Source organism: Parashewanella hymeniacidonis (assembly GCF_016900895.1).
Lineage (GTDB): Bacteria > Pseudomonadota > Gammaproteobacteria > Enterobacterales > Shewanellaceae > Parashewanella > Parashewanella hymeniacidonis.
Window position 1 is genome coordinate 1 of record NZ_JAFEUN010000015.1, and the last position, 24935, is coordinate 24935.

Sequence of the window (24935 nt, forward strand, 5' to 3'; positions counted from 1 at the left end):
ATTACGTAGGCTTGCGGCTGCTTTGAAGAAAAGCAATACGCTGGAGACATTGATACTGTAGCCGATTATATTAGATAATTGACATAAAGCGACAGTGAAACTAAATTGACCGAGATTTGCTGTAGCCAGAAAGTAACACTGTTTTCAGGAAACATCGGCATGATGAACACAAAGCCTAATGCTCTAAGCAAAAATACACTACTGATCACAACTAAACCAAGCTTCAACAAAGGCAATCTAGGTAACAACCCTGCTCCCGATGCCGCATAGGCTGCGAACAAACACAAAACACCAGTTATGATGAGCGTAATAAAGGTTGGGTACCAATGACCTTGCTCCGCCATTTGTGCCAGTTGTTCTCCAGCACCTAGAAAACGATAAGCATCACCGCCAACAGCAATACAAGCAATGTGTGCTAAAGCAGCAATAACCGTCAAGATCGTCGCAGCAAATAATGGTTTATTATGTTCCATCACCTTATACCTCAGTCCTGCGGTGCAAATTGTGCAAAAACTTCTGCACCCGTCATATTGTGAGTTTGGTTTGAGAAGCAATAATACTCTGGCTGTTCATCGATAAAGATTTGATGATCAAAATTGAATAGCTTGGAATCTTCGAATAAGCCAACGGGCATAATATGTTGTTGATTGTGTTTCAAACGGTAAAACAAGTGGCTGCCACATTGACTGCAAAAACCACGCTCAGCCCATGATGAGGAGTCATAAATACTGATGCTTTTTTGATTGCTGAACTGAACAGCATTACCACAATCAACCGCCAGTAAAGGCCCACCACCCCATTGGCGGCAACTAGAACAATGGCAAGCACCGATATTAGTGCTTATTTTAGTTGCGGTAATTTGAATTGAGCCACATAAACACTGGCCTTTAGCATTGAGTTGTTCCATTGCTTCCCCCCCTATCTTAGCATGATGATTTAACAGCTAAAATAAGCTCGGCAGTTCAATAAATCAACTACATTTCTGTAACAAGATTTCGATATGAACGATATTCTACATCATCGTCTGTCAATCCAAACTGACTGGCTAATTGCTTTAATGCCACACGATAACCTTCAAGCTTGCCTTCATCATTAGTCATAATTGCGAATTCAGCAAAATCACCATGACCCTCAAGATGATCGACGGTAATATGGAACTCACCCACAAAATATACACTGCGGGTTTTACTCATGGTTAAACACACTTCATAACCCATAGTGTTAAGCATACTCTTGGCATGATCAGATTTGGTAATATCCGTCGCTTCGCAACGATCGGCTTCAGGCCCTTTAACGATCCAAAGTTTAATTCCTGAAGGCTGCATTTCTCGAATCGACACACTTTTATTCTGCTGTTTGAGTTGTCTATCTGGTGTATCAAAAAACCAATCTTTCTCAACATTATCGACCAGCATTACCTCATGAGGAATTGTGTTTAGCACTTTAAGAAATTGAAATTTAGAACTTATACGATATTTAAATTCGACTTCGTATTTACCGACGAAATGTTGGTGAGACAAGGCGCTTCCTTAAAAACAAAAATCCCCAGCACTAGCTGGGGACTTTTTTACTCATTGAATGAGTGCTAGAGCTTACTCTTCAACTGGAGAAACTACAAACAGAAGATCACCCTGTGATACTTGCTGACCGTTCGAGTTCAAAATACGCTCGATGCGGTATTTCTTATCTTCAGGATACAACTCTGTACCTTTACGGTTGAAGCTCGCCAGAGTCACTTGAGAGAACATCTTCATTGCTTCTGTCAGCGCAAGCGTCTGATCAGTAGTAACAATGTCACCTTCTGCAACAAAATCAGGCTCACCCGGTGCTGGAGAGCTATAGAAGATACCCGCACCTTGTGCTAGAACTTTAAGCTCATTTGACTCACCAACGCGCAATGATTCAGTATCGACACCTTGAGTATCTGCCGCCGCTTCCATTTCTTCAATCAGTGCTGGGATATCAATCTCTGCCATTAAGCGCGGTAAGTAATTGGTATCGTAAACACCTTCTTGGAAGGTCTTGTCTTTCAGAATCAGCTTCAACAATGGAATGTTAGTCGCAATACCTTTGATAGAAACTTGATCTAGGTACTCAATAAACTGGTCAATCACTTGCTGACGATTTTCACCGCGCATGATCACTTGAGCAATCAAGCTGTCATAGTATGGTGATACTTCTTTGTCTGTTGCGGCGATAGAGATGATCTCTACATCATCACGCACAGGGAAGTTACACTCAGTAATATGACCTGGATTTGGCATTAACTGTAAAATGCCGTTGCTGTCCAGTGCCGCTTTCTCAGCTGTGATACGAAGTTCCATCGCATAGCCAACATCTTTTGGCTCTAACTCTTCAATTGAACGACCCGCTGCAATGTCAAACTGTGCGCTTACGATATCAATGCAAGATGTCGCTTCAGTCACAGGGTGCTCTACCTGCAGACGTGTGTTCATTTCCATAAAGTACACTTCGTTGGCATCTAAGTTGTAGATAAACTCAACCGTACCAGCACCCATATAATCTGTTGCTACACCTAATGAACGAGTGTACTCAAGCACTTGTTGCTTCAGCTCTTCTGGCAACATCGTCGACATTGACTCTTCGATGACTTTTTGGTTATTACGCTGCACTGAACAATCACGCAGACCCAATACTTTAGTATTACCAAATTTATCACGCAGAAGCTGAACTTCAATATGACGCAGCGAAGTAACGTACTTCTCTAAATAAAGATCGCCATTACCAAATGCTGCAGCAGCTTCGGTTGCTGTTTGTTGGAACAAGCTGATCATGTCGTCTGGGCGTTCAACAATTTGAATACCTTTACCACCACCACCTTGAACCGCTTTAAGCAGTACTGGATAGCCGATCTCACTTGCAACGTTCACTGCTTGCTCAGCGTTATTCAGAATGCCGTGAGAACCAGGAACTACAGGTACATTTTGCGCTTGTGAGGTTTTAATCGCATTCGACTTGTTACCCATGGTTGTCATTGAGTAAACCGACGGACCTACGAAGTTAACGCCATTGTTTACACAAAGTGCTGCAAACTGCGGGCTTTCTGATAAGAAACCAATACCAGGGTGCAATGCGTCAACGCTTTCATATTCAGCGACTTTAAGTACTGAGTAAGCATTAAGATAACTTTCGTCAGACGTATTACCACCAATACAAACCAGCTTGTCGTTCTCTTTAAGCATGTCAGCTGGAACAGACGTCATATCAGGGTCTGATGCTACTAATACTACGTTGATGTTGTTGTCGTGTGCTTTACGGATAAGCTTAACCGCTGTACAACCACGTGCGTGAACCAATACTTTGTCGATTGGTTTCATTAATTGACGTGGATCGTCTTGCACAATCTCTTGTTCTTCAGCTTCCACTTCAGGTACCAGAGTAGAAAGCGCATTAGCTATCACATCGTTAATTTGCAGCGATGCTTGCGGCATTAATGGATCAATGCTTGAAAGCTGTGCTTCTAACGTATCGCTAAATGGGTTAGCAACAAGACCATTCATCGCACCTGGCGTTTTCGATAAATAGTTCGAAAGTGTCGAGGTTGATGGTAAATAAGCTGGAACCACCATTTGACCAGCGAATGGCATATTTGTGCCTGAAAGGTAGTAAGTTTGCACTAATGGGTGAGTCACGAAACTCGCCTGTGCACCACCCGTACAGTCACCATAACCAAACATTAATACTGGTAGCTCGTTATCACGAATGAAACGAGTAATACGGTCGTTCACTACTGCCATTGAGAACAGTGCAGAGGCACCTTCTTTGGTCTGCATACCACCAGAACTGATGAAACAGATAACTGGCAGCTTACGCTTAGCACACTCAATCAGTAGTGAGCTGAATTTCTCAGCACTGGCCATATCAAATGCACCCGCTTGGAATGCGGTGTTCGATACAGCAACACCGGCACGGATCTTCTGACCTTCGTGCTCGAACTCACCAAGACCTGTGATTAAACCACAAGGGCGAATGCCTTTATCCAGCGCATCTTCAATTGATAGACGGAAGCCAGGGAAGTTCAGCATGTTAGCTGACATCTTATCACCGTCGATTTCTTCGAATTGCGTGAAGAATTTCGAGATGATGTTTTCCCAACCCATCTTGCCTGAGCGTTTTTCGTCGCGCAGTACTTTCTGGATAAGTAGATCTTGGTAACCCATAGTGAGTCGGTTCCAGAAGTCTTTACGACGACCGATACGAACTGGGTTAATGGCACCAGTGTACTTACTGGTGTCTTCTTCACTGTCAAAATATTCAGGAAGTAGACGCTCAAAGAAGTACGTAAGTACTACGAATAAACTGTCGTTTAACTGTGGGAAACCAACACTCTTCCAAGACTCAACACGAGTTAGAAGTTCAGCACGGTTTGACTGACCCATAAAGTACTTCAGCCACTTGTAGAATTTATTCTTATCGTTAGCTATATCTTGTACTGAAATCGCTTTATCGATAGACGTATGCAGTAAGCCATCTACTGAAGCACGAGACAAGCTCTTCGCCATCATGGCTTCTTTTGCGATAGACGCTAAGTTCACTACAACATTGTCATACAATGCGTTGAAGATAAGGATGTTATGACATTGCCAGATGAAATCTTCACGTAGCTCGTCATTTACCACAACATCGAGTACCGTCAGCTGATTCAGCTCAGGCCAATCTTTCTGCGTCACTTCAGCAGGTAAGTTCTCAAGATGCTGGATCAAGCCTTTAAAGTTGTTCGCCGCATTCGACTTCCAACGGTGGTAAAGCGACCAACCGATGTTGAACAACAATGCTTTACGGGCTTTTTTGTAGTTTTCTTTTGGCTCACCTAAGATGAAACGCGTCAGCATGTTACGTTCAGTCGACACGTCATCACGCTTAGCGGTAAAGTTACCCCAAAGCTTATTTAACTCATCGTCATAGACCAATTTGTCTGGGCTAGATAACCACGTATGGAATACCTTATCTTGCTCTTGTTGAATACGAGCAAGCAAGTCACCTTGTGGTACACCTACGTCTGAAAGACGACCATACTCTGCTTGCGGAATCGAGTGAATACGACTGCGAAGCGTTAGGTAACGTAGGTAACGGTATGCACTACCAAACAGGTTAAGGTGCATCGTTGGGTTGCTCGCAACCTCTAGCTCAGCATTGCTTTCAAGCGAAGCAAGGTTAGAAGAAGGATTCAAGAAACGGTTTAAACTGCGGTCGTAATGCTCACGTAAATCAGCAGAATCACGAACGAAATCAACGGCTGCACGCTCTACCGCTTCAATACCACTGATGATGGCACGGCGTAAATTGTGTTGACGTTCGTCTTTGTCAGACGGAGTAAAGTCGACAATACCGTCGATACAACCATTGGTATACAACTCTTCTGGTGATACACCAACTGACTTTGCACATTCTTGCCATGACAGGTTGTATTTACGCGCAATGCTTTGAAGACCTTGTGGCTGAATGGTATTGAAAATACCGTCACGTAGCGAAAGCAGTATGTTTGCTGCCGCTAATGGAATCGCACCACCTGAATAGCCTGCACCGATAACAATACCTACAGTAGGTACGTCAACATTTGCCGACTCAGCAATAGCTTTAGAAATTGAGTGCGCTTGGTTTTGGCTGTTTGCAACCTCACCTGCGTCAGCCCCTGGAGTGTCAATTAAATACACAATTGGCATAGACAATTCAGCAAAGTGACGAATCGCTTTACAAGCTGCTAAATGATGCTCAGGCATCCAAGCGCCATTTGAAGTTGAACGTTCTTGAGCGATAAAACCGATACGGCGAGTGCGTGCGCCAAAGTTAAGCTCAACTTCAGCACTATAAAAAGAGCCAATAAGAGTATCGGTTACAATTTTGCCTTTTAAGTCGGCAATGATGCGTTTTGCACCTGGGCGATTTTTATCTTGAGTTGGCTGGATAACTTTCGTTACGTAACCATCTACATCCAATTGCGCTAAATTTTTCAAGTTAGCTTGAATGGTGTCCTCGTCGATTAATCCTTTCACTTGCTGCGACAAGCTTTGTTTACTGTGCTTAGGGAACAACGAAAAATCTTTCGCTAAATGTTCCGCTTTCATAAATAGCACGTCAGTGCCTTGCACTTGAGTCGTTTCAGTGGGCTGATTGTTGCTGGTCATCCTAAAAGATCCTCTGCTTTAGTACCTACCGATGAATAGGTACTTCTCCTAGCCTCTATATTTCGCCGTTATCTGTAACAAATGAGTAACAACGAAATAGAATTATTTTTATAAGGGTTAAATATAACTTTTATCTGTCGCAAATTGCCATTAAACTGGGTTAGACGCTTTGTTCCATATTTGAGACAGTAAAAAAAACATGCCTGATTTGAATGGGATGATGCTCTTTGCAGCCGTTGTTCGAGCAAAGGGTTTCTCACAAGCTGCCCGTGAAACGGGGCTGCCGAAATCTACCATTAGCCGAAAAGTTGCCCAGCTTGAAGAACAGTTGGGGGTCAGGCTGCTGCAGCGTGATACTCGTAATTTAAGCCTGACACAAGTCGGCGCATTGTTTTATCAACACTGCGACACTATAGGTAATGAAATCGAAGCCGCTAAAGCGACGATTGAAAATACTCATAGTGATGTGTCGGGATCATTGCGTATCGCTATCCCTGTATCCTTCAGTCAGGAGCTGATTGCCAATCTGGCAAGCGGATTCATGCGACTGTATCCTAATATCACCCTAGATATCCAGTTTACCGACGCTGATGTTGGACTGGTCGGAGAAGGTTACGATATCGCCATTAAATACGGACCACTGCAATCGTCTGACCTAGTGGCACGCTTACTGTTTGAAAGACAACCTATTTTAGTAGCCAGCCCTGGTTATTTAAAGATCAAAGGCACCCCGGCGACACCAAAAGATCTGATGGAGCATGATGGCGTTTTAATGGGCACATCTCGCTCAGCCCCCATTTGGCCATTGGGTAAAGGCGCACGTAAAACCATGGTGAACTTTAATCGTAAGATACGAGCCAACAGTGCAGTGATGGTGAAACGCATGGTGATGGACGATTTTGGTATTGGGATGTTGTCTAATTCTAATTGTAAGGCAGAGATCGCCAGTGGTTCTTTAGTGCCCATTTTACAAGAGTGGCCCATTGAGCCGTTTAAGATTTATGGCGTGTATTCCAGTCGTCGCCAACTGGCGACGAACATCAGTGCATTTTTGGATTTCTTTGCTAAGAGGTTTTCGAGTCAAGAGGCATTGCAGTCGTTGATGGGGTGATTGCATTTAATCAAACTGAAACATGATTATTTTTACTCAAATTTCACTTTCCAATGTTTCATTACTTCTGAAAACTTGGGAGAGCTTGTCAAAACTTCATTGATTTTTTCTATTTTCTGTTCAGATGTTAAATCATTATCTTTTTCAATTGTATCAATTAATATCTGATCAATCTTTTTTTTGTGCAACTTACGGCGAATATTGGCTCTTTTCATTAAAAAATAAATAAGGAAAGAATAGGCTAGTAAAACCCACCAAATTCTTTTTAAAGATCCTAAAATAATTTCAAAAACTGTTTTCTCTTTATACTCATATTTTTTTAACACTACTCCCTTAGTTCCTGTCTTTATATGAACTTTTGGAGTTGTTGCATCTGCGAAATAAAACACGAAATCCAAACTATCCCATCTTTTCTTAGTTCGATTTAAATACTCTACTTCAAAAATATAAACACCTTCGTTTTTTGATATGAGAGTAACAGCCTCTTTAGGATAAGAGTCAGGTGAAGTTAAACTATGAAATAAAGGCAATTCATCAGCATTATTGACTTCAAAGTAGACTTTAAACTTATCTATGTTTTTAGAAGAGTTATTCAAAATACTGAAACGAACATTACCTAATGCTTCGATCTCTTTTTCGCCGTGAAATATTTTAATAGCTTTTGTTTCACCGAAAACTTTTTTTAAATTTTTATTTTTAAACTCTTGATATTCTAATACTATATCTTCTTCTGGCTGGTTAGCGTAATAATATCCTGCATATGCACTAGCGAAAGCACCTAATAATATAAACAGAATTTGCCATAGATAATCAAACTTCATCCTATTCTCCGAATCAACTTTAACGGCAATAAATATACCATCCTATAAAGTGATTTTCTTTAAGTAAGTCAGTATTTTGAGTTTTAACCATTTATTGTACCAATTAATATATTTCAAACACTTAAAACCTTGAGCTTTCAGCCCAAACCCGAGCAAGAAGGGACTCTTCAGCAAGCCCCCTCTTTCATCACCCCATGCCGCCCCACAAAGTAAAACGCAACTCCTCTTATGAAAACCTCTTTATTTCAGAAGAAGGCCTAACACTTCCAATGGTGCGTCCATGCACCTCGGAATTTAGCGCAGCGTCCATGCTGCGCTTACGCCATTTTTCACCAACGAAGAATTACAACTTTGTCATGGGGAACTGTTGTAGCCTGATAGGTTTTCCGTTGTTTCTAAATGGAGCATTAACGTCATGTTCGAATGTTTTAGTCAAGCATCCAGCGCCTTTCTTCGAACCTTTAAAAACAACAAAAAGGCAATAGATTCCAGCTAAAAACATACTGGAATGACGATATAGGAAGTTTCAAACACAGCTTAAGGGCTGAACATCCCTTTTGAAGCTGTTGGAGAGATAATTGAATATCAGAATGACGTGAGCTCGACAGGGAAGTCGAGCTAGACTCAGTGGGACAGGACGTCCCATCTGAGACGTCAGGCATTTATTCAATTATCTCTGAAACGCTCAGCTTCGTTGGGGCGGCATTGGGGTTTCCAAAGGGGAGTTTGCTGGAGAACTCCCCTTTGGGCGGTGTGGTGTGTAGCACCACGACCTTCGAAACTTCGAAGAAGTTTTAGTCATGGAGAACTGTTGTAGTCTGCTGGATTCTCGATAGATTAAAAAAAAGCATTTACGTCATACTCGCGAAAACGGGAAATGAAATAACGACAGCTTTGTATGTTGATCACCCAGTTAAATAAACCTAAACAGATTAAAGACACTGGACACCTGCCTTCGCAGGTGTGACGGCCTATAAACATTCAAATGCTATGTAAAGGCTGACTATCCCCTTTGAAGCTCTGAAACGCTCAGCTTCGGTGGGGCGGCACTGGGGTTTCCAAAGGGGAGTTTGCTGGAGAATTACCGACATACAAAACTGTAGTTACTTCGTTTCCCCTTTAGGCGGTGTGGTGTGCAACACCACGACTTTCGAAACTTCGCAGAAGTTTAATTATCAATCACTAGATGTAATCTTAATAACCCTGCGGCATTGAAGTTTTGCGTTCAAGGAATAATCAGAACACGTAAACTAAGGCGTTAGGCATTTATCCAAAAGGAATGAGGAGTTTTCAGCTTCGTCGGGTCGGCGTTGGGGTTTTACTTCAATAAATTTGATCCTGTCGACAAAAATTGAAATTAAATTCCTCACAAGTAAAATTTTCGTGAACCATCATTTGAAACCTATTATCATTTGCATTTGTGTTTACCTTTAATAACGCAGCTGCACTATGTCATTTTCGTTTCCTGTATTTATTCGCACGTTAATGGCCATTTTTGGCGGTTATGCGGTTGGCATCAGTGCCAGCTTCGGCATGATCCCCATCTCACTATGGTTGTTCACCGATAACGTTCACGATGCCATTTTTATTGGCTTAATGTGCAGCTACGTGTTTGCTTTTATCGCATTCATTTGGTGTTTTAGCTGTAAAAAGACCATCCACTCTGTTCGTGTTCTTGTCTTAGCAGGCATTGCTTTCATGGCCATTTATTACTTGTTCCCTGTGGAGAAAATGTCATGAAAGGTAACTTTAGACATTCAATGATTTGGCTGCACACCTACAGCGGATTGCTACTCAGCTGGTTGCTGTTTGCGGTATTTGTGACAGGCACCCTCAGTTACTATGCTGATGAGCTTGATTTGTGGATGCAACCAGAAAAACTCTCACAGCAACCTAAATCCGATGTAATCCCAGCAGCGTTAGCAGCTTTACATTCAAAACCGGAAGGTGCCTCTCGCTGGAACATCAATTTAGGCAACGAACGAAATCCTAAAGCCGAGATCCGCTGGCAATACCCAGGGCCACCAGCAAAGATTCCAGTCCTGTTGGAGTAAAAGGAGCGGCTTCATGTTAATGATTAACCTGCTTTCATTCGTTGCAATACTGTGTTTTGTGTTTAGCCAAACTAAACACTTTAACACTGTGTTTCATAAACGCTTATCTGACAAACAAAGCCTGATGTTCAAATGGTTAGGTTTCGCTTTACTATTTGCGACACAACCTCTTATCATCCAGCAATCTAATGTGGGCATGGCTTATGTTGTTTGGCTATGCTGGATTTCAGTTTGGATATTGATATCAGGCACTGCACTGAGCTATCTGGCCAAAAGATAAAACATACATAAAAAAGGAAGTCTCGATGACTTCTTTGTTAACTGTGTTTACTTTTATATCACTATCGTGTCATCTTTAACCCTAAGATTTCACCTAAGTAATGCATAATAAAAACATGATTAAACAACTTTTAGCGCTTTCTGTTCTTGCCAGTGCTACAGCAATTGCTGTGCCGCTCGATGTCGAGGAACAACGCATCCCCACAGCACTACAAGAGTTACCGACTGTTGCGCTTAGGTACAATGCGTTAAATGATCAACTCATTCATAAAGTGAAAGCTAGCAAAGAAGAAAAGCAGCTCACCAAGTTGGTGGCTATTCAAGGCCAACGCCTATGGCAACAAGCGGTACGAGATGTGCAATCGGGCTCAAATGACGACAGACCACTTTATTGGTCTCGCCTTGCAATGCGCGAAACACTCAAGACAAAACCCGCAGGTTTTAAGCTAGCAGATTGGCAGCGTAACATTTTAGTCAAAGCGACAGAGCAATCTTCACGTGGCATAAATGATGTTGCCTTTGATGACAAAGCTGATATCAAAATTTTGCTAACTGGATTCGATCCCTTTTTCTTAGACAAGGATATCGGACAGTCTAATCCTTCTGGGCTCACGGCATTAGCACTTGATGGTTATCGTTTTCAAGTGAATGGCAAGCAAGCTCAAATTGAAACCGTAATGATCCCTGTTCGCTTTGCTGATTTTGATAAGGGTATGATTGAATCGATCTTAACGCCGCTATATCGAAACAATACTATCGATATGTTGTTTACCGTGAGCATGGGACGCAAGGATTTCGATTTAGAACGTTTCCCCGGTCGTAATCGCAGTGCTAAAGCACCTGACAATTTAAATGTATATACAGGAGCAACGGCTGATAACCCTGTAACCCCGATGCTAAGAGGCAATATTTTGAACGGCAATGAATTTGTCGAATTCACTTTACCTGTTAAAGCAATGCAAAGTGTTAAAGGTGATTGGGCGGCTATTGATAACGCTAAAATCACCACCCTAAAACGTGGTGATATTGAGGCTAAATCACTTGCAGAGCTTAATGGAGAAACTTCAGTTCAGGGCTCGGGTGGTGGCTATCTTTCGAATGAAATCTCATATCGTGCGATTCGTTTAATGAATCAAATGAACGTAAACATTCCGAATGGGCACATTCATACACCAAGAATTAAAAACCACGATGGAGAAACTGAAATGAACATCGTTAATCAAATTCGTCAAATGGTTGAAGCTGCGGTGACTACTCTTCCTCAGGTTCAATAGATTCGACTTTTGCAATTAACCCCGATGGGCTTCTTAGCAAAGATACTGTTGCTAAAGTTTGGCTATGAAGCTCATCGATTTGTCTTACAATTCTGGCTTCTCCCTGTTGCAAAACTTTAATCGGTAACTCATCTCCTATCATCATGGTTCCGATATCCGCTAAATTCATTTCAACCTTAGCTAATTCAGTCAACAGTGGCGGGTAATGAAAATCGACTTCGGGCAAGACATCATCCACCATCATACTTCCAACACCACCAGCTAACTCACTGCTTAGGCGAATTTTAGCTACAGGCCCTTGCCACCACAATAGAGCTTGCCCTTCTTCAACCTCACACTCATTGTCAATCCAAAAACCTTCGCCTACTTTTGGTATTCTGGGTTTATTACTTTTTTGAGGACTATACCCAGCAACTAAGCTTAAATTGATCGTTGGAGACTCTCCAACAAACGGAGCCCAATGTGACACCATTGGTTGCCATATTTGAGTCGGCCAATTCACCAACGCACAACGTACACCGCCGAGTGTTAACACTGGGGCAATCGTCTCTTCCAGCGTAAATGTTTCTGGCTTTTCAGCTACCGCTTCTACTATCCAACTTCCAACAACTTCAAATATCACCGCACTGATACAAGGTGCAAAATCTTCGGGCATTTTTTCTAAAACCGATACCCCTGTCTGCTCCAAAACAGCTTTCTTCCAATCGGATAAAGGGATCCACACTCCTACACCATCGGGGTAATCTTGATGTTTCCAAAACATCCCATCACCAGAAATGGGCTTTAACTCTAACCGACAGTTTTGCGCTTCCAAGCCTTTGCCAATCACTTGGCTTATTTTAATGAGTAAGCTGCTTTGCATAAACTACCCCATGAAAATTTGAGTGTTAGACTTATGAGTGTTCTTGGGAGGGACACACTCGAGCCTTATTCGATATGCACGGCCTTGTAATTTATCTTCTAATGGCCTCATGACATTTTTGATTGCGTGTTCTTGCTTACTATTGTGAGGAAAGAGTCGAATTCTCAACCCCTTTTTATCGTAATTTGCTTGAATAATCAGCCCTGCCATTGGACCATTAACAAGGCGATAACAGAGCATATCTTTTTGACGGGATATTTCAGCACTTCCCATTTTGCAAGTCCCCCCATCTTTAGCCAACACACGTTTTGTTGCTTTAGAGACTTTTTTTGTTGAGTTATCGTCTTTCGGCTCTTCAAACTTCCGCCCTTTAAGCAGATTAGCAAAGAGTTCTTTGTGTTGAGACTGAGGTTCAACTTCTTTTTTCTTATGATCATGTTCAACAGGTTTCGTATGTTGTGTTTCAGTTGATTTAATTGAACTACTCATCAAACACCGCCTGTAACTTCTCTTGATCTTTCACCAATTGAAAAATTTCTTTGTTAATTTGCTTAATCGTTTGTCCAATTGCTTCTATTTGCTCTTGAACTCTGACTATCTCTTCTGCTAATTCTCGTTCATTTTGGTAACGTTTGGCTAAGTCGACTTTAAATTCATTCATACCACTGAAATCCAAGGACTTATCTGGCAAAGTTAAGTGTCGAATCGCATCAATTAACTGATGCCTTTCAATCACTTTTTGCCTTCTGTTCGCTACCATTTGCTGAGCTTGTTTTTTTGTATCGCTCAAACGTTTTCTCAGCTTATCTTCTTTGCGAGAACGAATATCCAATATCCGCCTCAATGTTTCTTTATCATTGTCATCAATATTAGAGCTCGCCATTACAGCCCCTAATAACCATTATAGGCTACAGCTTGACTCATCAAACCCAACGCTTCATCGTAGGGCGTAAACTCATCCGTGCCTTGTTGTAAAAACTCAAGTATGGCCTGATGAAGTTCTATTGCCTCATCAGTCTCTGCGTCTTGACCTGATTCATATTCACCAACACGGATCAGTAATTGCACTTCTTCGTATTTCGCAAGCATTTTGCGTAATTTAGATGCCGCTTTACGTTGTTCCTCTGTCACAATAATATCCATGACACGGCTGACACTGGCATTGATATCAATGGCAGGATAGTGCCCTGCACCAGCAAGTTTTCTCGACAACACAATATGACCATCCAGCAGTGAGCGAACTTCATCGGCAATGGGTTCATTCATATCATCGCCTTCCACTAATACCGTATAAATAGCGGTGATACTTCCAACTTTTGCAGGTCCTGCACGCTCGACTAAAGAAGACAGTTTTACAAACACACTTGGAGGGAATCCATTTGATACAGCAGGCTCACCTGCGGCTAAACCAATTTCTCTGGCAGCACGAGCAAAACGAGTCAGAGAATCCACCATCAAAAGCACATTTTTACCTTGATCTCGGAAATACTCTGCTACCGTAGTAGCCGTCATCGTAGCCTTCATTCGCTCAAGCGGCGGTCTATCAGATGTGGACACAACCATCACTGTTCGTGCACGGGCTTTTTCAGTGAGGTTATACTCCATGAACTCACGTACTTCTCTTCCCCGTTCACCAACCAATGCCAATACAATTACTTCAGCATCGCAATTAGACGCTATCATGCCAAGCAGTGTACTTTTACCACCACCTGCCGCAGCAAAAATACCAACCCGTTGGCCAACCCCACAGGTGAGCGTACTATCAATCGCTCTCACTCCCATAGGTAAAATGTTTTTAATTAAAGAACGGCTGAGAGGATTTGGCGCTTGGCCTTTATTGTCTCTGATCGCAGTAGCAGTGAGTTCACCTTTGTCATCAATAGGACGCCCGAGCCCATCGACGACTCGCCCGAGTAAACCTTCTCCCAAATGGATTTGATGACCATGGCCGAGTAATTCAACCGGTTCACCGGCTTGCAACCCTGTAGTGGCATCGAATGGAGATAGAATGGTTTCATCTCCCTTCACGGCAATTACTTCTGCCTGTAGTTTGTCAGCAATGATGCATAAGTCACCTTGGTGAGCACCAGCCAAACTCGAGTGCACCAATGTTGCTCCGACTTCATTGATGTGCCCAAAATAGCGAACACTTGGTATGCTGTTTTCTACATTGAAAGGATTAAAATAAATTTTCTCTTCAATGGCTTTGGCGAGTTCAGTCTTGTTAGGTAGCTTGATCATGTTTAGTCCCCTAACCTGCGTTCATCGCTTCATCAAGCGACTCACCCACTAAATCACAATGCTCAAGCACTTTAATTTCAACATCATCACCTAATTCTTGATACGAAAGCACTGGGGTTGCAAACAGTTCTCTTTCAACAATTTTGCGTAGATAACGACGTACATCCAAAGAGGTCAACAACACACAAGGTTTATCTGTTGGCAACAACGTTTTGATTTCCGTGAGGATCATATGGGTTTGTGTCGTATTCAATACTGAGTATGAACCAGCAGTCGATTGCCTGATAGATTCACGAATCAAGTTTTCGATGCCTTCACCGATCATTAATGCAGAGATCCAGCCTTGGCGAGTTGCGAATTTACGACGAATATGTCGGCGTAATGCGATACGCACATATTCAGTGAGCATAATGACGTCTTTTTCTTTAGGGACCCATTCAACCAAGGTTTCAAAGATGGTTCTTAAATCACGAATCGAAATGCCTTCTTCAACCAAGCGTTGAAGAATTTCAGCGACTTTACCTACGGATAAAAGCCGTTGTAGCTCTCGGATCAATTCGCCATATTTATTTTCCATGGCGTCCATCAAGTACCGTGTTTCTTGCACACCAATAAACTCACCAATAAATCGATCGATTACTTTATTGATCAAACAAGCTGGAATCGCCTCCCCTTCGACAACAATGAGCCCCTCTTCTTTCGCTTTCTCAATCTGTGAATCTCGTATCCAATGCAAGGTTTCTCCGTTGTAAGAGGTTACAAAACTGCGCGTGTCCATATCGACAAAACGCTCATTAAGTAACGACTCTTCTACATCCAGTTCTAGCTGTAAAACGGGTTCTTGATACAACAAAATGTCGCACTGGCAATTTTTCTTTGTATTGACGACCTGCAGTTGAATTTCGGGCAATGGAACTCCAAGCTTCTCGAATAAAGACCATCGGAGCCGGTGTAAGGTTTCTTTCATACTTTGATGCGGATAGTCTGAGCCTAATACCAACATGAGAGGCACGGCCCCCGGTTGCATATTGGCATCATCATCATCAGCTTCTTCTCCATCTTTCGGGAAGGCTTTATCCTCCCCTCCAGCTTCCGCTTGTTGTTGATTTTTTTTTGATAAACGCCATGTGAGAAAAAATGTCAATCCACCTAACGAACCGAAAACCCAAAGTGGAAACCCCGGTATCAGAGCAAACGTAATCATCACTAATCCAGCCATCTGTAGTGATGATGGCTGTTTCGTTATTTGCATTACCACTTCTTTACCCAAGTTCTGTCGAGTCTCACCCGGCACACGTGTAACAATTAAACCTGCGGTAATCGAAATAAGGAGTGAAGGAATCTGTGCAATCAAGCCATCACCCACTGAAAGTACAGCGTAAGTGTTCAAGGCTTCTGATGCCGACATGCCTTTTTGCATAACACCAATCGCAATACCACCAATGATGTTGGTAAAAATAACGATGATACTGGCAATCGCATCACCTTTTACAAACTTCATGGCACCATCCATCGCACCATATAACTGACTTTCTTTCTGTACTTTGGTTCTTAATCGCTTGGCTTCTTTGGCATCAATAGTACCGGCCCTCATATCACCATCAATACTCATTTGTTTACCCGGCATACCATCCAGAGAGAAACGTGCACTTACTTCAGCCACACGCTCTGAACCTTTGGTAATTACAATAAACTGAACAATAGTGATAATGGCGAAAATGGTAATACCGACAGCGAGATTTCCTCCAACAACAAAGTTACCGAACGTAAATACAATTTGACCAGCATCATGCTGTAGAAGGATTAATCGGCTGGTACTGATAGTCAGTGCAAGTCGATAGAGTGTGGTCACCAACAGTACCGATGGAAATACGGAAAATTCCAAGGGATCACGAATATAAATCGCAATCATCATTAGGATAATAGAAAGTGCGAGGTTAACAGCGATTAACACGTCGATCAGAGGGGTCGGTAACGGTATGATCATCATGAAAACCGCAACTACCAGCATGACAGCTAAAATAATATCATGACGGCCTGCGGCTTTTGCCAGCAGCTGTTGAATTTTATTCAAAATTGGCTCCCACGACTGACCTTACTCAAAAACTGCTGTTGTAGCTGAATCATTTTGTACCAATCTCGCCCTTCGCTCGTTTTTGGACACAGGCAACTGATCATTAACTTGTGTTTGATGATAAATAACCGCTGTGGAACGCCCATAAATGCTCTGGGGTGCCAATGCTCAACCCAGTGCTTTAAATCATTAACTTGAGTCTCCAGTAACCATGATGTCATTAACAACCTTTCGTCTTTTACTTCAAGCATGAGACCATATGGTGCCCAGTGATATTCCATTTGGTCGTCTAATTTAACTGGCCAGCGGTTTTGCAGCTGAAAGAAAGTCTCTAAATGTCGGGTAATACGTAAATCCACTGCTTAAGCCTTTCTCAGTCTTAGTTAAATCAAGGTTTAATCTCAATAAGCTTAGGACGAGATATACATCTACGCCTATTTTTTCCTATTCGTCTTCGCACCACTGATCTAATAGGTCCATCATGGCATCAGTAATATGTTCTTTTTGCTCAGGATCTCGATAGCATTTTGTTGGTAATTGTTGCATCAAATCTCGCCAGCGCCTCAAGAAGCCTATTTGCTTACTATCTGGCACTTTCATCTTGGTAATTTTTTCTTCTAGCCACTCCCCGTAAACCCAAGATTGTTCAACCAAGTCAAGTGTTGCATCAAGCACTGATGCGTCGTCAATCTGACATGCTCTTGATAGCGCTTTACAGTAATCTTCAACACTCATGAACAGCAATAAGCGTCTCAGGTCATCAACAACAGTGACCAACTTAACCATGTTGCTGCCTGTATTCTCTTCATTCAGTGAATTTGACAACGCTCTGAGCAATACCCGAATTCTTTTTCTTCTATCTGGCATATCGCGAAGCAAACTAAACCACTTAGCTAGACCACCATCGCCTCTTGCTGCACGTTGATATAACCCTTGAAGAGACTGAAGCCCTGCTTGGTCCAGCGGTAACCCTTCCATTGCGGCAATAAGTGCGAGTTCTGCACCTTCCTCTGCCAACATTTCTTGTAATTTTTTGCGTAGTTTCTTACGAACTTCTTCGCTTAGGCCACTTTGAGCAATCACGTTCGCCATGAGCAACATGACATTACCGCTATCAAGGTTCATTTGCTCAATATTGACCATGATAGAGTCAGCATCGCCTAATGCTGCCAACTGGATTGCATTCGCAAGAATGCCATCGGCTTGCTCGCCTTCCATTTGAGCAACCAACTCTTCCAATGCATTGAACCTGACTTCGTCCTTTCGCTCTTTACTATTTAATCGTTTTAAGTAGTTACTAAACCCTAAACTTAAATCCTCGAGCGCTTCCTCCATGGATTCATTTGCGATCATAGCGATCTCAGCAAACTCTGTTGCGGCTAAAGAAGATGTGGTATTTGCAGGATGCACTTGCCCATTAACAGGTTTTGAATCTGCCTGAGTATCAAAGTTAACTGAAGTAGTGCCATCTACTCTCATATCATCTTCCTAGTCGCAACGATGCTAATATGCTTCGTTGTAATCAGAGTCATCCGTTTCGAAATTTTGCGCTGAGTTATCCTCAAATAAGTTATTTTCTAATTCTTCTGAGTCATCAACAAAACTGGTACCATCATCTGTGCTTGTTAATTCTTCATCAACTGATGACGTTATTGTTTCCTCATCAGCATTAAACTGAGTCACTTGCTCTGTAATCGCATTGTCTGGGTAATTCTCTGCATTTGTCTCTTTGCTCACTTCAAATACAAACGCTTTTAACAACAATTCCAAATGTCGATTTAAATCAATACGAGCACTGAGTGCAGCTGACTGTATTTCTGCTGTACCTGCGACTAATGCAGTATCAGTTTTCACTTTGAACTCATTACCCAGTTTACGGTTTAAAGACTCAAAATCTTCTTCAGCGACCAATAAGGTCAAGGAGCCTTCTCCTAGCTTTTCAATGACATCTTCAGTAAGTTGAGCTGCAATTAAATCCGCTTTTTCGAGATTAGAAGCCCAATGGGTAATGACGGTATAAATTTGTGAGGCGATGCCTGCACTTAATTCTTCAAGTAATTGTTGTCTAAAACTTACCTCATCTTGCACCCAAGCCACTGCACCAGCCACGGCCTGCTGTTTGGCTTGTTGCTCCCACTCAACCATCAATTTTTCAGCTTCACTTTGTGCGTCAATAATATATTGCTCTGCTTGCTGACGAGATTGCTCTCGTTGCATATGAGCATCTTTAAGTGAAGCTTGGATGCGATGCCTCACTTGCTTCTCCATCGATTGAAGCTCGATTGACTGTTTAAACTCACCTGAAGAGATGAATTCGGATTCGCCTCTGGCTATTTCGCACTGTTGAATGTCAATAAGAAATGGATTCATAGCATGCGCTCCAGTCGGGTTAACCATCGAATCAAATTAAGATCAGTTTCCTTTAACAAGGTAACCTGAGCCTTAAAGTCGTCTGGTTCCATCTCGACCTCTACCACAGGCAGAGTCACTGCAATACAGTGCCATAGTGAACTTTCTTTTAGCTCTTCGTCTAATAACGCAATTGAAATCTTTTGAGCTTGCTCGAGCAAACACTCAGATTTTATATTATCAACAAGCTCTTTAAATTTTGACGTTGGTCGTTGTGGCCATAGAGCCCACGCTTGCTGTACTTGCTCTTCAGAAAGTACACTTTCCAGGGCAAGCCGATGTTCTTTTAGTGATAAGTAGTCAGGGCAATTCAGACAATAGAGCCCTAATACTGACAAAATAACGGGTAACCTATTTTTACTCTTCAACAGAAACTGCTCGTCAAGAGTAAAAGCTGAAGGTAACGGCTTATCAATGATACCTAAGCGCTGCACCACTAATTGTTCTATTCGTTGAGATAAAACATTATTTTGGCCCGCACCTTTTTTCCACATTTGCAGACCTAGCTTACTCCACCAGCTGTCATGCATAGCAACGGTAGGACGCCAAAGCAATTGATAAAATTGCTTTATTTCAATGCCTTCTTCTTCGTTAGGTGAGAAAAAACCTGAAATCATAGCACCCCCAAAAGCCTATTCTATTTACGTCTCAAGAATAAAAAGCCGAATACACTTAATAAAACGAGTAAGACCAGACCAATAATTACGGGCAATTTATTGTCTTCAATTTTCTTAATAAACCGAGTGAAGTCATCTTGTTGCTGTTGAGCTGGTGCTGATTGAAAACCGTAATTGGCGGCTTGAAGAAAGACACTGATTCGGTCGAAAGAAAGACCAGGTATCGCATTCTGAATCAACCCTTTGATTTGATTCTCTTGGGTTGTTAAGTTTGCTTGAGGAGAATACTTGATATAAACCGATGCTGATTTTTCAGGTTGAGCTTGAAACTCATCATCCTGTGTTGGCTCAGCAATTGAAACTCTTGCACTTATCACGCCTTCAATATTACTCAAGGTTCGTTCAAGCTGTTGCTCTTTCAAGAAAGCAATTTTAGCGTGTTCTTGTGCTGGTGAGGTTACCAATTGCCCTGATGGAAACATATCTTCGATATTGGCGTATTTAGGTCTTGGAAAACCATTCTGCCTCAATAATGCAACGGCGTTGATGAATTTGTCTTCATCGATCATTAATGTCGCCATACCCGTTTTTTGATCGATTTCGTTTTCAGCTTCAATATTATTAAGGCGCAATAAAGCCACCATTTGGTTCGCTTCGTCTTGCGGTAAATTGCGATAGAGTTCAGTTTTACAACCGACCAATAGTAACACAAGAGCCATAACCAAATAGCACTTAATTCTCATTGCATACTCGCTAGCTTATTGATTGATTGAGATAACGAACCTGCAATTTTTGCAAATAAATCAACCTCAACCATGCCTTTCATTATCAGTCTTTGCCCTTCAAGATAAGATAATGGCGATAGCTGTTGGCCAGCTTTATCAAGCTCACTTTTATCTTTAGGGGCCATTTTCTTAATTAAGTCTTCATCAGAGCCTACTGAACCGACTCGAGCAGCTTGATCAATCTGAGCGGTACCCAAGTTCATCATGCTTTCGAACTTGTTAACCATATCTACCGAAGGCTCAGGCACTTCTTTTTTGACCATTTTGTTCTGCGCTATTTGCTGAACTTGGTTTACGGCTTCTGTCATTGACATAACTACCTCCCGCTAATTTCTCACTGAAATGAGCTTCTTCGCTAATATATCTTGCTGTGTTTTACTGGATATCGGACCAGAAAACAGCATGGCTAAAGCTTGTGCAGTGTCACTGTTGCATGACTCAAGCTCTCTAACAGCTTTAGAAGCTTCTTTAAGAGCAAAATAAATCACACTTGTGCATATTTTCCTGTCTTCTTCATCAAGGATCAGTTCAGGAAATATTTTAATGATGGCGTATGCTTGCTCTTTTAAACCGTGATTTCCTGCTGCAACTGCACACTCAACAAGCAGCTGTTTATCTTCACTAAGCAATACATCTTTCTTTTTCATCTCATGCCACCAAATTCAATTTTGTTACTAGATTTTAGAAATAATGCCTTGAATCATGTCTTTAATCGTTTTAATCATTGCACTTTCATAACCTACAAAATTCGAGTATTGCTGAATCGCAAATTGTGCTTTCACCATTTTCTCTGGATTATTGATATCACCAGATTGCATGTTTCCTTGCACATCTTTTGCAGACTTTGCAGACATTTGTGAAAGTTGATACACCACTGAACTTAAATCCATCGTGTCCTCCTTAGGCTATAGTTGACCGCAATTCTGTTGGACTACAAGAATAGCGCTTTTTAAATGCATCCGTAAAATGAGCGTGATTACTAAACCCACTATCTAATGCAATATCAGCGACTTTTCTTGTTGTTAACAATAATTGCTGCCGAGCAAAACTTAACCGCCTTTCTAAGATCCACTGTTTTGCCGAAACTCCATAGTTTTTGTAAAAAAAGAAGTTAAGCTTTCTCACTTCCATTTCTAACTCTTCGGCAAATTGGGATACTGACCAAGGCTTCATAAAATTGCTCTCTAAAAAGCTCAATACCTTGTCGTTATGAGCCAGAAAATATCTCAGCACCCCAGAAAAATAAGCATTATCGACACTCAAACAATAGATGAAGACAAACTTCATCATCATGGTTTTATTATCTTTTAATTGTTCTATTACTGTAATGAGTTGGTCATAAACAGGGATAATTTTCGCTTCACCAAGTTTGAAGTTCATGTCTTTAACTTCTGGTCCTATTAGGTCCATCACTTCGTGATACAACTCATGCATTTCACCCGGATAACAAAACACGTTTATCCAACAGTCGCGGCTAATAGCTGAAGCTGAGGCATCATCTGTTGTAATAACAAGCTGATTTGCAGAAACATCAATAACTTCACCTTGGCAGCGAAGCTTCCCGTCATGTTTGAACAAAATTACTTGTATTGCACTCATTTAAACAGCAACCTTAGTCACGTCTTGCCTTTCGTATCCAAGTCTTTTCATAAACCTGTACTACCAGTCTAGTCGTTAACTCAATAATTGTTATCGGGTATTAACCTTAATTTTGTGCGCAATTGCTTGGTTTTTACCAAGTAATAATAGTTATCTGATATTCGATGCGATGTTTTTATTCATTTCTGACAGTAACGTTTGCATCGCATTGATGAGCGAAACCGTTACGTTATAGGTCTGCAGCATCTTTTGAATTTTTAACTGCTGCTGAGCAGCATAATCAGTATCTTCACTATTTTTTGCATCTAAAGACGCTTGAATATCGCCAAGTTGACCGCTTTTGAACTTCTTTTTGTATTTTTTTAGGTATTCATCGATTGGCATACCTGCAACAGTCATATTAGCTTGTTGCATATATTTGACGATATCAGGTGGAAGTTTTACTGATTTTTCATTGTTTGGGAGTTGCTTCATAATGTCGCCTATTCTAGCGGACATTTCATGTGTAGTTCTCGCATCCTCTTGCCGAGCAGACATCTCTTTAAACTGATCATTAGCTTGATCTTGAAGTACGTCCATATTGTTGTATAAGACAGATAGCCCTTCTGTAAACAATGAGTTGGCGATGCCATTGATTCCAGCGACTAAGCCATTAGGTGCATTAGAGTTAATTCCTTCCGATCCACTGAGCTCACCAGTTGAATTAACTTGCGAATGAGCACTTGCATGCTGTGCACTTACATTACTGACTGACATACCACCACCTTACTCTGCATACTTCTTAGTAAGATAAACTCTTAAAAAGTTGCTAAAGATAACTTCTAACCTTTTTCTTCTTAACAACAGGCTTGGGCTCTTCTTTGGGTTCATTTTTCGCCGCTTCAGCAGCCGCTTTCTGTTGCTTTTCCATTTCCTCAGCTTGCTCTTTAAGCTCTTCTGGCGTTTTTGGCTTACTGCCTAAATTGGTAAACTCTTGTTCGAGCTTTTTAAAGTTCTTACCAAGCTCGCTCACTTTATTTAACACTCTTTCTTGCTGTTGCTCAAACCCCTGAGGAAATGCCTGCTGGAGTCGAAGCAACTTTTCTCTTGCTTCAGGATCCGTCTTTGCTCTTTGAACTAACGTTCGGATTTCTGCCTGTAAACCTTGAAACTCTTTTAACTGTTCATTAATCGCATTTTTACGTTGCTTGATGTCATTCATTACCGCTTTTAAATCTTGAAAAACGTCCATAGTTAGGCCTTTTTAATGTCATTTTTTAAGTCTTTTAAACAATAGTTCTATTACTTTCTCAGCGGCATCTACTGCTTCTTCTGTATCAATTTTGTTTCTATGATGCGACTGCTTCATTCGCTTACGCACCTCTGCAAAATGCAGCTTATATTCATCTTCTGAAGAGACTTTAGATTTAATGTCATCTTCTAATTTAGTGATCCTAGGCATTTTCCATTCCTAAAATAACAATGGCACATGAGTTATCTGACCATTTTTCATTAAATCAATACCATCAATATCGATATACTCAACCATGTAACCGTTATCCAGTTGAGTTCCCTTTGATAGTCTAAGTCCATTCTCCAATTCAACAAATGGGGCTTCAGTACTACCACCGTAACTGATAACTGAAGAAGTCAGAATACGGTTCACCTCCGAACGAACAGGGATGTTTTGAAATACTATTTTAGTACCTGTTTGCTGAATCGTTTTTGTACCTCTTGCTAGCCCAATGATCTGCTGTTGCTTTTCTTGACTGACTTCCCCAGTTATGACAATCGAGTCGTCTAATTGTGAAAGCATAAGGTTTTGAATTAATTTATCTTTTCTTAATGTCTCAATCAGTGGCTTGATTTGTGCCCCTGATTCATTCAAAACTTGCCAGCTCACTAAACCATTTATTCCTTTTAGCATGCTTACGGTTTTATCCCACCTATCTCCAGCTTGAATTGCACCAGAAATCGTTACACTACCGGGTGTTAAGTTTTGTTGAACTGTTACACCTTTAAAACCGTTTTGCGTAAGAATCTGTTTTACATCAGTTACTAACTGATCGGTACACTCTGCATGCTCGATGAACAATATTCCATGAGACTTAACGCCATCAATAAATTGCTGTAGCTTTCTTGAGTCTTCACAAAAACCATTAAATGTCACTACTCCGTTTGTAGCCCAAATGGCCTTTATTCCATCGAGTTCATTTAACGTTAACTGTTCTGACACCCACTCTTTTGGTGTCATTTCATGCTGTGGTGCTTGCACCGGATCAATTAATAGCATTAAGATCAATATAGTTGAAATCAACGAGATCCCAAGTAAAGCGATATATGAAACGTTCTTTTTCTTGCCTTTCTTCTTAGGTAATTCAGGTTCTTCAATGTCTTGGGCTGCGCTCCCTAAAACAAATAGGATACCGTCAACTTCAATAACTTCAGAAAGCGGCAAAGCCTCTTTTCCTTCACGTTTTTCGCCACCAATCAGTACTTCTACGTCAGTTTCTAAAGTAACGCTTTCATCTTCAACACTAAATTCAAGTAAATCCGTAGATTCAAGCTCAGCTAACACATCACCGTCAGGCCCAACAGTAAATTTGCCTTGAGGTAGTACTAGTTGGCGCCCTTTTAACGGACCGTTTAACCATAAGATTTTAAAGTTTGATGGCATAGTTCAC

General features: G+C 41.4%; 28 protein-coding genes. 5 read left to right on the forward strand and 23 right to left on the reverse strand.

The features are described 5' to 3' along the window. Nucleotides 1–65 precede the first annotated feature (65 nt). From JQC92_RS04950 to JQC92_RS04965, 4 genes are all read right to left on the reverse strand, one after another. Nucleotides 66–473, reverse strand: a complete 408-nt coding sequence (locus tag JQC92_RS04950; protein ID WP_204998606.1) for a hypothetical protein — start codon at nucleotides 471–473, stop codon at nucleotides 66–68. Between the two features lie 11 nt (nucleotides 474–484). Then, on the reverse strand, nucleotides 485–907 hold the full coding sequence (locus JQC92_RS04955; protein ID WP_204998607.1) for a GFA family protein: 423 nt from the start codon (nucleotides 905–907) through the stop codon (nucleotides 485–487). Between the two features lie 67 nt (nucleotides 908–974). After that, a complete protein-coding gene (cyaB, locus tag JQC92_RS04960; RefSeq protein WP_204998608.1) occupies nucleotides 975–1520 on the reverse strand; it encodes a class IV adenylate cyclase in 546 nt (181 codons plus the stop codon). 72 nt (nucleotides 1521–1592) lie between these two features. Continuing rightward, nucleotides 1593–6146, reverse strand: a complete 4554-nt coding sequence (locus tag JQC92_RS04965) for an ATP-binding protein (protein WP_204998609.1) — start codon at nucleotides 6144–6146, stop codon at nucleotides 1593–1595. Nucleotides 6147–6345: 199 nt separating this feature from the next. Between JQC92_RS04965 and JQC92_RS04970 the strand changes: the two genes are divergently transcribed. Continuing rightward, nucleotides 6346–7257 carry a LysR family transcriptional regulator gene (locus tag JQC92_RS04970; RefSeq protein WP_129948622.1) on the forward strand — a complete coding sequence of 304 codons (912 nt, stop codon included), beginning with the start codon at nucleotides 6346–6348 and terminating at the stop codon, nucleotides 7255–7257. Between the two features lie 32 nt (nucleotides 7258–7289). On the opposite strand, the gene JQC92_RS04975 is transcribed toward JQC92_RS04970, so the two are convergent. Then, on the reverse strand, nucleotides 7290–8078 hold the full coding sequence (locus JQC92_RS04975; protein ID WP_204998610.1) for a hypothetical protein: 789 nt from the start codon (nucleotides 8076–8078) through the stop codon (nucleotides 7290–7292). A gap of 1449 nt (nucleotides 8079–9527) precedes the next feature. Here JQC92_RS04975 and JQC92_RS04980 point away from each other — a divergent pair. The 4 genes from JQC92_RS04980 to JQC92_RS04995 all read left to right on the forward strand — a co-directional run bounded on the left by JQC92_RS04980 (nucleotide 9528) and on the right by JQC92_RS04995 (nucleotide 11685). Further along, nucleotides 9528–9818, forward strand: coding sequence for a hypothetical protein (locus tag JQC92_RS04980; RefSeq protein ID WP_204998611.1), 291 nt, complete (start codon nucleotides 9528–9530; stop codon nucleotides 9816–9818). Then, on the forward strand, nucleotides 9815–10132 hold the full coding sequence (locus JQC92_RS04985; protein WP_239480384.1) for a PepSY-associated TM helix domain-containing protein: 318 nt from the start codon (nucleotides 9815–9817) through the stop codon (nucleotides 10130–10132). Before JQC92_RS04980 ends, JQC92_RS04985 begins: the two co-directional genes overlap by 4 nt. Nucleotides 10133–10145: 13 nt before the next feature. After that, a complete protein-coding gene (locus JQC92_RS04990) occupies nucleotides 10146–10412 on the forward strand; it encodes a DUF3325 family protein (protein WP_204998612.1) in 267 nt (88 codons plus the stop codon). Nucleotides 10413–10527: 115 nt separating this feature from the next. Further along, nucleotides 10528–11685 (forward strand): C15 family peptidase, encoded by a 1158-nt coding sequence (locus tag JQC92_RS04995; RefSeq protein WP_204998613.1) that lies wholly within the window; start codon nucleotides 10528–10530, stop codon nucleotides 11683–11685. Here the strand turns inward: JQC92_RS04995 and JQC92_RS05000 are convergent. The 18 genes from JQC92_RS05000 to sctD all read right to left on the reverse strand — a co-directional run bounded on the left by JQC92_RS05000 (nucleotide 11663) and on the right by sctD (nucleotide 24928). Then, nucleotides 11663–12547 carry a hypothetical protein gene (locus JQC92_RS05000; RefSeq protein WP_204998614.1) on the reverse strand — a complete coding sequence of 295 codons (885 nt, stop codon included), beginning with the start codon at nucleotides 12545–12547 and terminating at the stop codon, nucleotides 11663–11665. The two genes, JQC92_RS04995 and JQC92_RS05000, sit on opposite strands and share 23 nt — an antisense overlap. A gap of 3 nt (nucleotides 12548–12550) precedes the next feature. Then, nucleotides 12551–13036, reverse strand: a complete 486-nt coding sequence (locus JQC92_RS05005; RefSeq protein WP_204998615.1) for a hypothetical protein — start codon at nucleotides 13034–13036, stop codon at nucleotides 12551–12553. Beyond that, on the reverse strand, nucleotides 13029–13430 hold the full coding sequence (locus tag JQC92_RS05010; RefSeq protein ID WP_204998616.1) for a hypothetical protein: 402 nt from the start codon (nucleotides 13428–13430) through the stop codon (nucleotides 13029–13031). Before JQC92_RS05010 ends, JQC92_RS05005 begins: the two co-directional genes overlap by 8 nt. Before the next feature lie 8 nt (nucleotides 13431–13438). Further along, nucleotides 13439–14788, reverse strand: a complete 1350-nt coding sequence (locus JQC92_RS05015) for an EscN/YscN/HrcN family type III secretion system ATPase (protein WP_204998617.1) — start codon at nucleotides 14786–14788, stop codon at nucleotides 13439–13441. Nucleotides 14789–14798: 10 nt separating this feature from the next. Next, a complete protein-coding gene (locus JQC92_RS05020) occupies nucleotides 14799–16799 on the reverse strand; it encodes an EscV/YscV/HrcV family type III secretion system export apparatus protein (RefSeq protein WP_420851295.1) in 2001 nt (666 codons plus the stop codon). Nucleotides 16800–16858: 59 nt separating this feature from the next. Continuing rightward, a complete protein-coding gene (locus JQC92_RS05025; protein WP_204998619.1) occupies nucleotides 16859–17221 on the reverse strand; it encodes a type III secretion apparatus in 363 nt (120 codons plus the stop codon). 85 nt (nucleotides 17222–17306) lie between these two features. After that, nucleotides 17307–18341 (reverse strand): TyeA family type III secretion system gatekeeper subunit, encoded by a 1035-nt coding sequence (locus tag JQC92_RS05030; RefSeq protein ID WP_204998620.1) that lies wholly within the window; start codon nucleotides 18339–18341, stop codon nucleotides 17307–17309. A gap of 24 nt (nucleotides 18342–18365) precedes the next feature. Next, nucleotides 18366–19232 (reverse strand): hypothetical protein, encoded by an 867-nt coding sequence (locus tag JQC92_RS05035; RefSeq protein WP_204998621.1) that lies wholly within the window; start codon nucleotides 19230–19232, stop codon nucleotides 18366–18368. Further along, nucleotides 19229–19888, reverse strand: a complete 660-nt coding sequence (locus tag JQC92_RS05040; RefSeq protein ID WP_204998622.1) for a type III secretion system domain-containing protein — start codon at nucleotides 19886–19888, stop codon at nucleotides 19229–19231. The genes JQC92_RS05035 and JQC92_RS05040 overlap by 4 nt, the downstream gene beginning before the upstream one ends. A gap of 20 nt (nucleotides 19889–19908) precedes the next feature. After that, complete coding sequence (sctJ, locus tag JQC92_RS05045; protein ID WP_239480385.1) at nucleotides 19909–20607, reverse strand: type III secretion system inner membrane ring lipoprotein SctJ; 699 nt, start codon at nucleotides 20605–20607, stop codon at nucleotides 19909–19911. A gap of 20 nt (nucleotides 20608–20627) precedes the next feature. Further along, nucleotides 20628–20987: a type III secretion system inner rod subunit SctI gene (gene sctI / locus JQC92_RS05050; RefSeq protein ID WP_204998624.1), complete on the reverse strand. Its 360-nt coding sequence runs from the start codon at nucleotides 20985–20987 to the stop codon at nucleotides 20628–20630. Between the two features lie 12 nt (nucleotides 20988–20999). Continuing rightward, on the reverse strand, nucleotides 21000–21320 hold the full coding sequence (locus JQC92_RS05055) for an EscG/YscG/SsaH family type III secretion system needle protein co-chaperone (protein ID WP_204998625.1): 321 nt from the start codon (nucleotides 21318–21320) through the stop codon (nucleotides 21000–21002). A 27-nt stretch (nucleotides 21321–21347) separates the two neighbouring features. Then, complete coding sequence (gene sctF, locus JQC92_RS05060; RefSeq protein WP_129948641.1) at nucleotides 21348–21563, reverse strand: type III secretion system needle filament subunit SctF; 216 nt, start codon at nucleotides 21561–21563, stop codon at nucleotides 21348–21350. A 10-nt stretch (nucleotides 21564–21573) separates the two neighbouring features. Continuing rightward, nucleotides 21574–22272, reverse strand: a complete 699-nt coding sequence (locus JQC92_RS05065) for a helix-turn-helix transcriptional regulator (protein WP_204998626.1) — start codon at nucleotides 22270–22272, stop codon at nucleotides 21574–21576. A 150-nt stretch (nucleotides 22273–22422) separates the two neighbouring features. Then, on the reverse strand, nucleotides 22423–23028 hold the full coding sequence (gene sseB, locus JQC92_RS05070) for a type III secretion system translocon protein SseB (RefSeq protein ID WP_204998627.1): 606 nt from the start codon (nucleotides 23026–23028) through the stop codon (nucleotides 22423–22425). Nucleotides 23029–23080: 52 nt separating this feature from the next. Beyond that, the gene (locus tag JQC92_RS05075; protein ID WP_204998628.1) at nucleotides 23081–23503 is read right to left on the reverse strand and encodes a hypothetical protein; all 423 of its coding nucleotides are present in this window, start codon (nucleotides 23501–23503) and stop codon (nucleotides 23081–23083) included. Nucleotides 23504–23521: 18 nt separating this feature from the next. Beyond that, nucleotides 23522–23713 carry a hypothetical protein gene (locus tag JQC92_RS05080; protein WP_204998629.1) on the reverse strand — a complete coding sequence of 64 codons (192 nt, stop codon included), beginning with the start codon at nucleotides 23711–23713 and terminating at the stop codon, nucleotides 23522–23524. Nucleotides 23714–23722: 9 nt separating this feature from the next. Next, nucleotides 23723–24928 (reverse strand): type III secretion system inner membrane ring subunit SctD, encoded by a 1206-nt coding sequence (gene sctD / locus JQC92_RS05085; RefSeq protein ID WP_204998630.1) that lies wholly within the window; start codon nucleotides 24926–24928, stop codon nucleotides 23723–23725. Nucleotides 24929–24935: the final 7 nt, after the last annotated feature.

What these genes read in the sequence shown, in the direction of transcription:
- JQC92_RS04950 (WP_204998606.1), bottom strand. Translation starts at nt 473, where the DNA reads ATGGAACATAATAAACCATTATTTGCTGCGACGATCTTGACGGTTATT.
- JQC92_RS04955 (WP_204998607.1), bottom strand. Translation starts at nt 907, where the DNA reads ATGGAACAACTCAATGCTAAAGGCCAGTGTTTATGTGGCTCAATTCAA.
- JQC92_RS04965 (WP_204998609.1), bottom strand. Translation starts at nt 6,146, where the DNA reads ATGACCAGCAACAATCAGCCCACTGAAACGACTCAAGTGCAAGGCACT.
- JQC92_RS04970 (WP_129948622.1), top strand. Translation starts at nt 6,346, where the DNA reads ATGCCTGATTTGAATGGGATGATGCTCTTTGCAGCCGTTGTTCGAGCA.
- JQC92_RS04975 (WP_204998610.1), bottom strand. Translation starts at nt 8,078, where the DNA reads ATGAAGTTTGATTATCTATGGCAAATTCTGTTTATATTATTAGGTGCT.
- JQC92_RS04980 (WP_204998611.1), top strand. Translation starts at nt 9,528, where the DNA reads ATGTCATTTTCGTTTCCTGTATTTATTCGCACGTTAATGGCCATTTTT.
- JQC92_RS04985 (WP_239480384.1), top strand. Translation starts at nt 9,815, where the DNA reads ATGAAAGGTAACTTTAGACATTCAATGATTTGGCTGCACACCTACAGC.
- JQC92_RS04990 (WP_204998612.1), top strand. Translation starts at nt 10,146, where the DNA reads ATGTTAATGATTAACCTGCTTTCATTCGTTGCAATACTGTGTTTTGTG.
- JQC92_RS04995 (WP_204998613.1), top strand. Translation starts at nt 10,528, where the DNA reads ATGATTAAACAACTTTTAGCGCTTTCTGTTCTTGCCAGTGCTACAGCA.
- JQC92_RS05000 (WP_204998614.1), bottom strand. Translation starts at nt 12,547, where the DNA reads ATGCAAAGCAGCTTACTCATTAAAATAAGCCAAGTGATTGGCAAAGGC.
- JQC92_RS05005 (WP_204998615.1), bottom strand. Translation starts at nt 13,036, where the DNA reads ATGAGTAGTTCAATTAAATCAACTGAAACACAACATACGAAACCTGTT.
- JQC92_RS05010 (WP_204998616.1), bottom strand. Translation starts at nt 13,430, where the DNA reads ATGGCGAGCTCTAATATTGATGACAATGATAAAGAAACATTGAGGCGG.
- JQC92_RS05015 (WP_204998617.1), bottom strand. Translation starts at nt 14,788, where the DNA reads ATGATCAAGCTACCTAACAAGACTGAACTCGCCAAAGCCATTGAAGAG.
- JQC92_RS05020 (WP_420851295.1), bottom strand. Translation starts at nt 16,799, where the DNA reads ATGCTGGTAGTTGCGGTTTTCATGATGATCATACCGTTACCGACCCCT.
- JQC92_RS05030 (WP_204998620.1), bottom strand. Translation starts at nt 18,341, where the DNA reads ATGAGAGTAGATGGCACTACTTCAGTTAACTTTGATACTCAGGCAGAT.
- JQC92_RS05035 (WP_204998621.1), bottom strand. Translation starts at nt 19,232, where the DNA reads ATGAATCCATTTCTTATTGACATTCAACAGTGCGAAATAGCCAGAGGC.
- JQC92_RS05040 (WP_204998622.1), bottom strand. Translation starts at nt 19,888, where the DNA reads ATGATTTCAGGTTTTTTCTCACCTAACGAAGAAGAAGGCATTGAAATA.
- sctJ (WP_239480385.1), bottom strand. Translation starts at nt 20,607, where the DNA reads ATGGCTCTTGTGTTACTATTGGTCGGTTGTAAAACTGAACTCTATCGC.
- sctI (WP_204998624.1), bottom strand. Translation starts at nt 20,987, where the DNA reads ATGTCAATGACAGAAGCCGTAAACCAAGTTCAGCAAATAGCGCAGAAC.
- JQC92_RS05055 (WP_204998625.1), bottom strand. Translation starts at nt 21,320, where the DNA reads ATGAAAAAGAAAGATGTATTGCTTAGTGAAGATAAACAGCTGCTTGTT.
- sctF (WP_129948641.1), bottom strand. Translation starts at nt 21,563, where the DNA reads ATGGATTTAAGTTCAGTGGTGTATCAACTTTCACAAATGTCTGCAAAG.
- JQC92_RS05065 (WP_204998626.1), bottom strand. Translation starts at nt 22,272, where the DNA reads ATGAGTGCAATACAAGTAATTTTGTTCAAACATGACGGGAAGCTTCGC.
- sseB (WP_204998627.1), bottom strand. Translation starts at nt 23,028, where the DNA reads ATGTCAGTCAGTAATGTAAGTGCACAGCATGCAAGTGCTCATTCGCAA.
- JQC92_RS05075 (WP_204998628.1), bottom strand. Translation starts at nt 23,503, where the DNA reads ATGGACGTTTTTCAAGATTTAAAAGCGGTAATGAATGACATCAAGCAA.
- JQC92_RS05080 (WP_204998629.1), bottom strand. Translation starts at nt 23,713, where the DNA reads ATGCCTAGGATCACTAAATTAGAAGATGACATTAAATCTAAAGTCTCT.
- sctD (WP_204998630.1), bottom strand. Translation starts at nt 24,928, where the DNA reads ATGCCATCAAACTTTAAAATCTTATGGTTAAACGGTCCGTTAAAAGGG.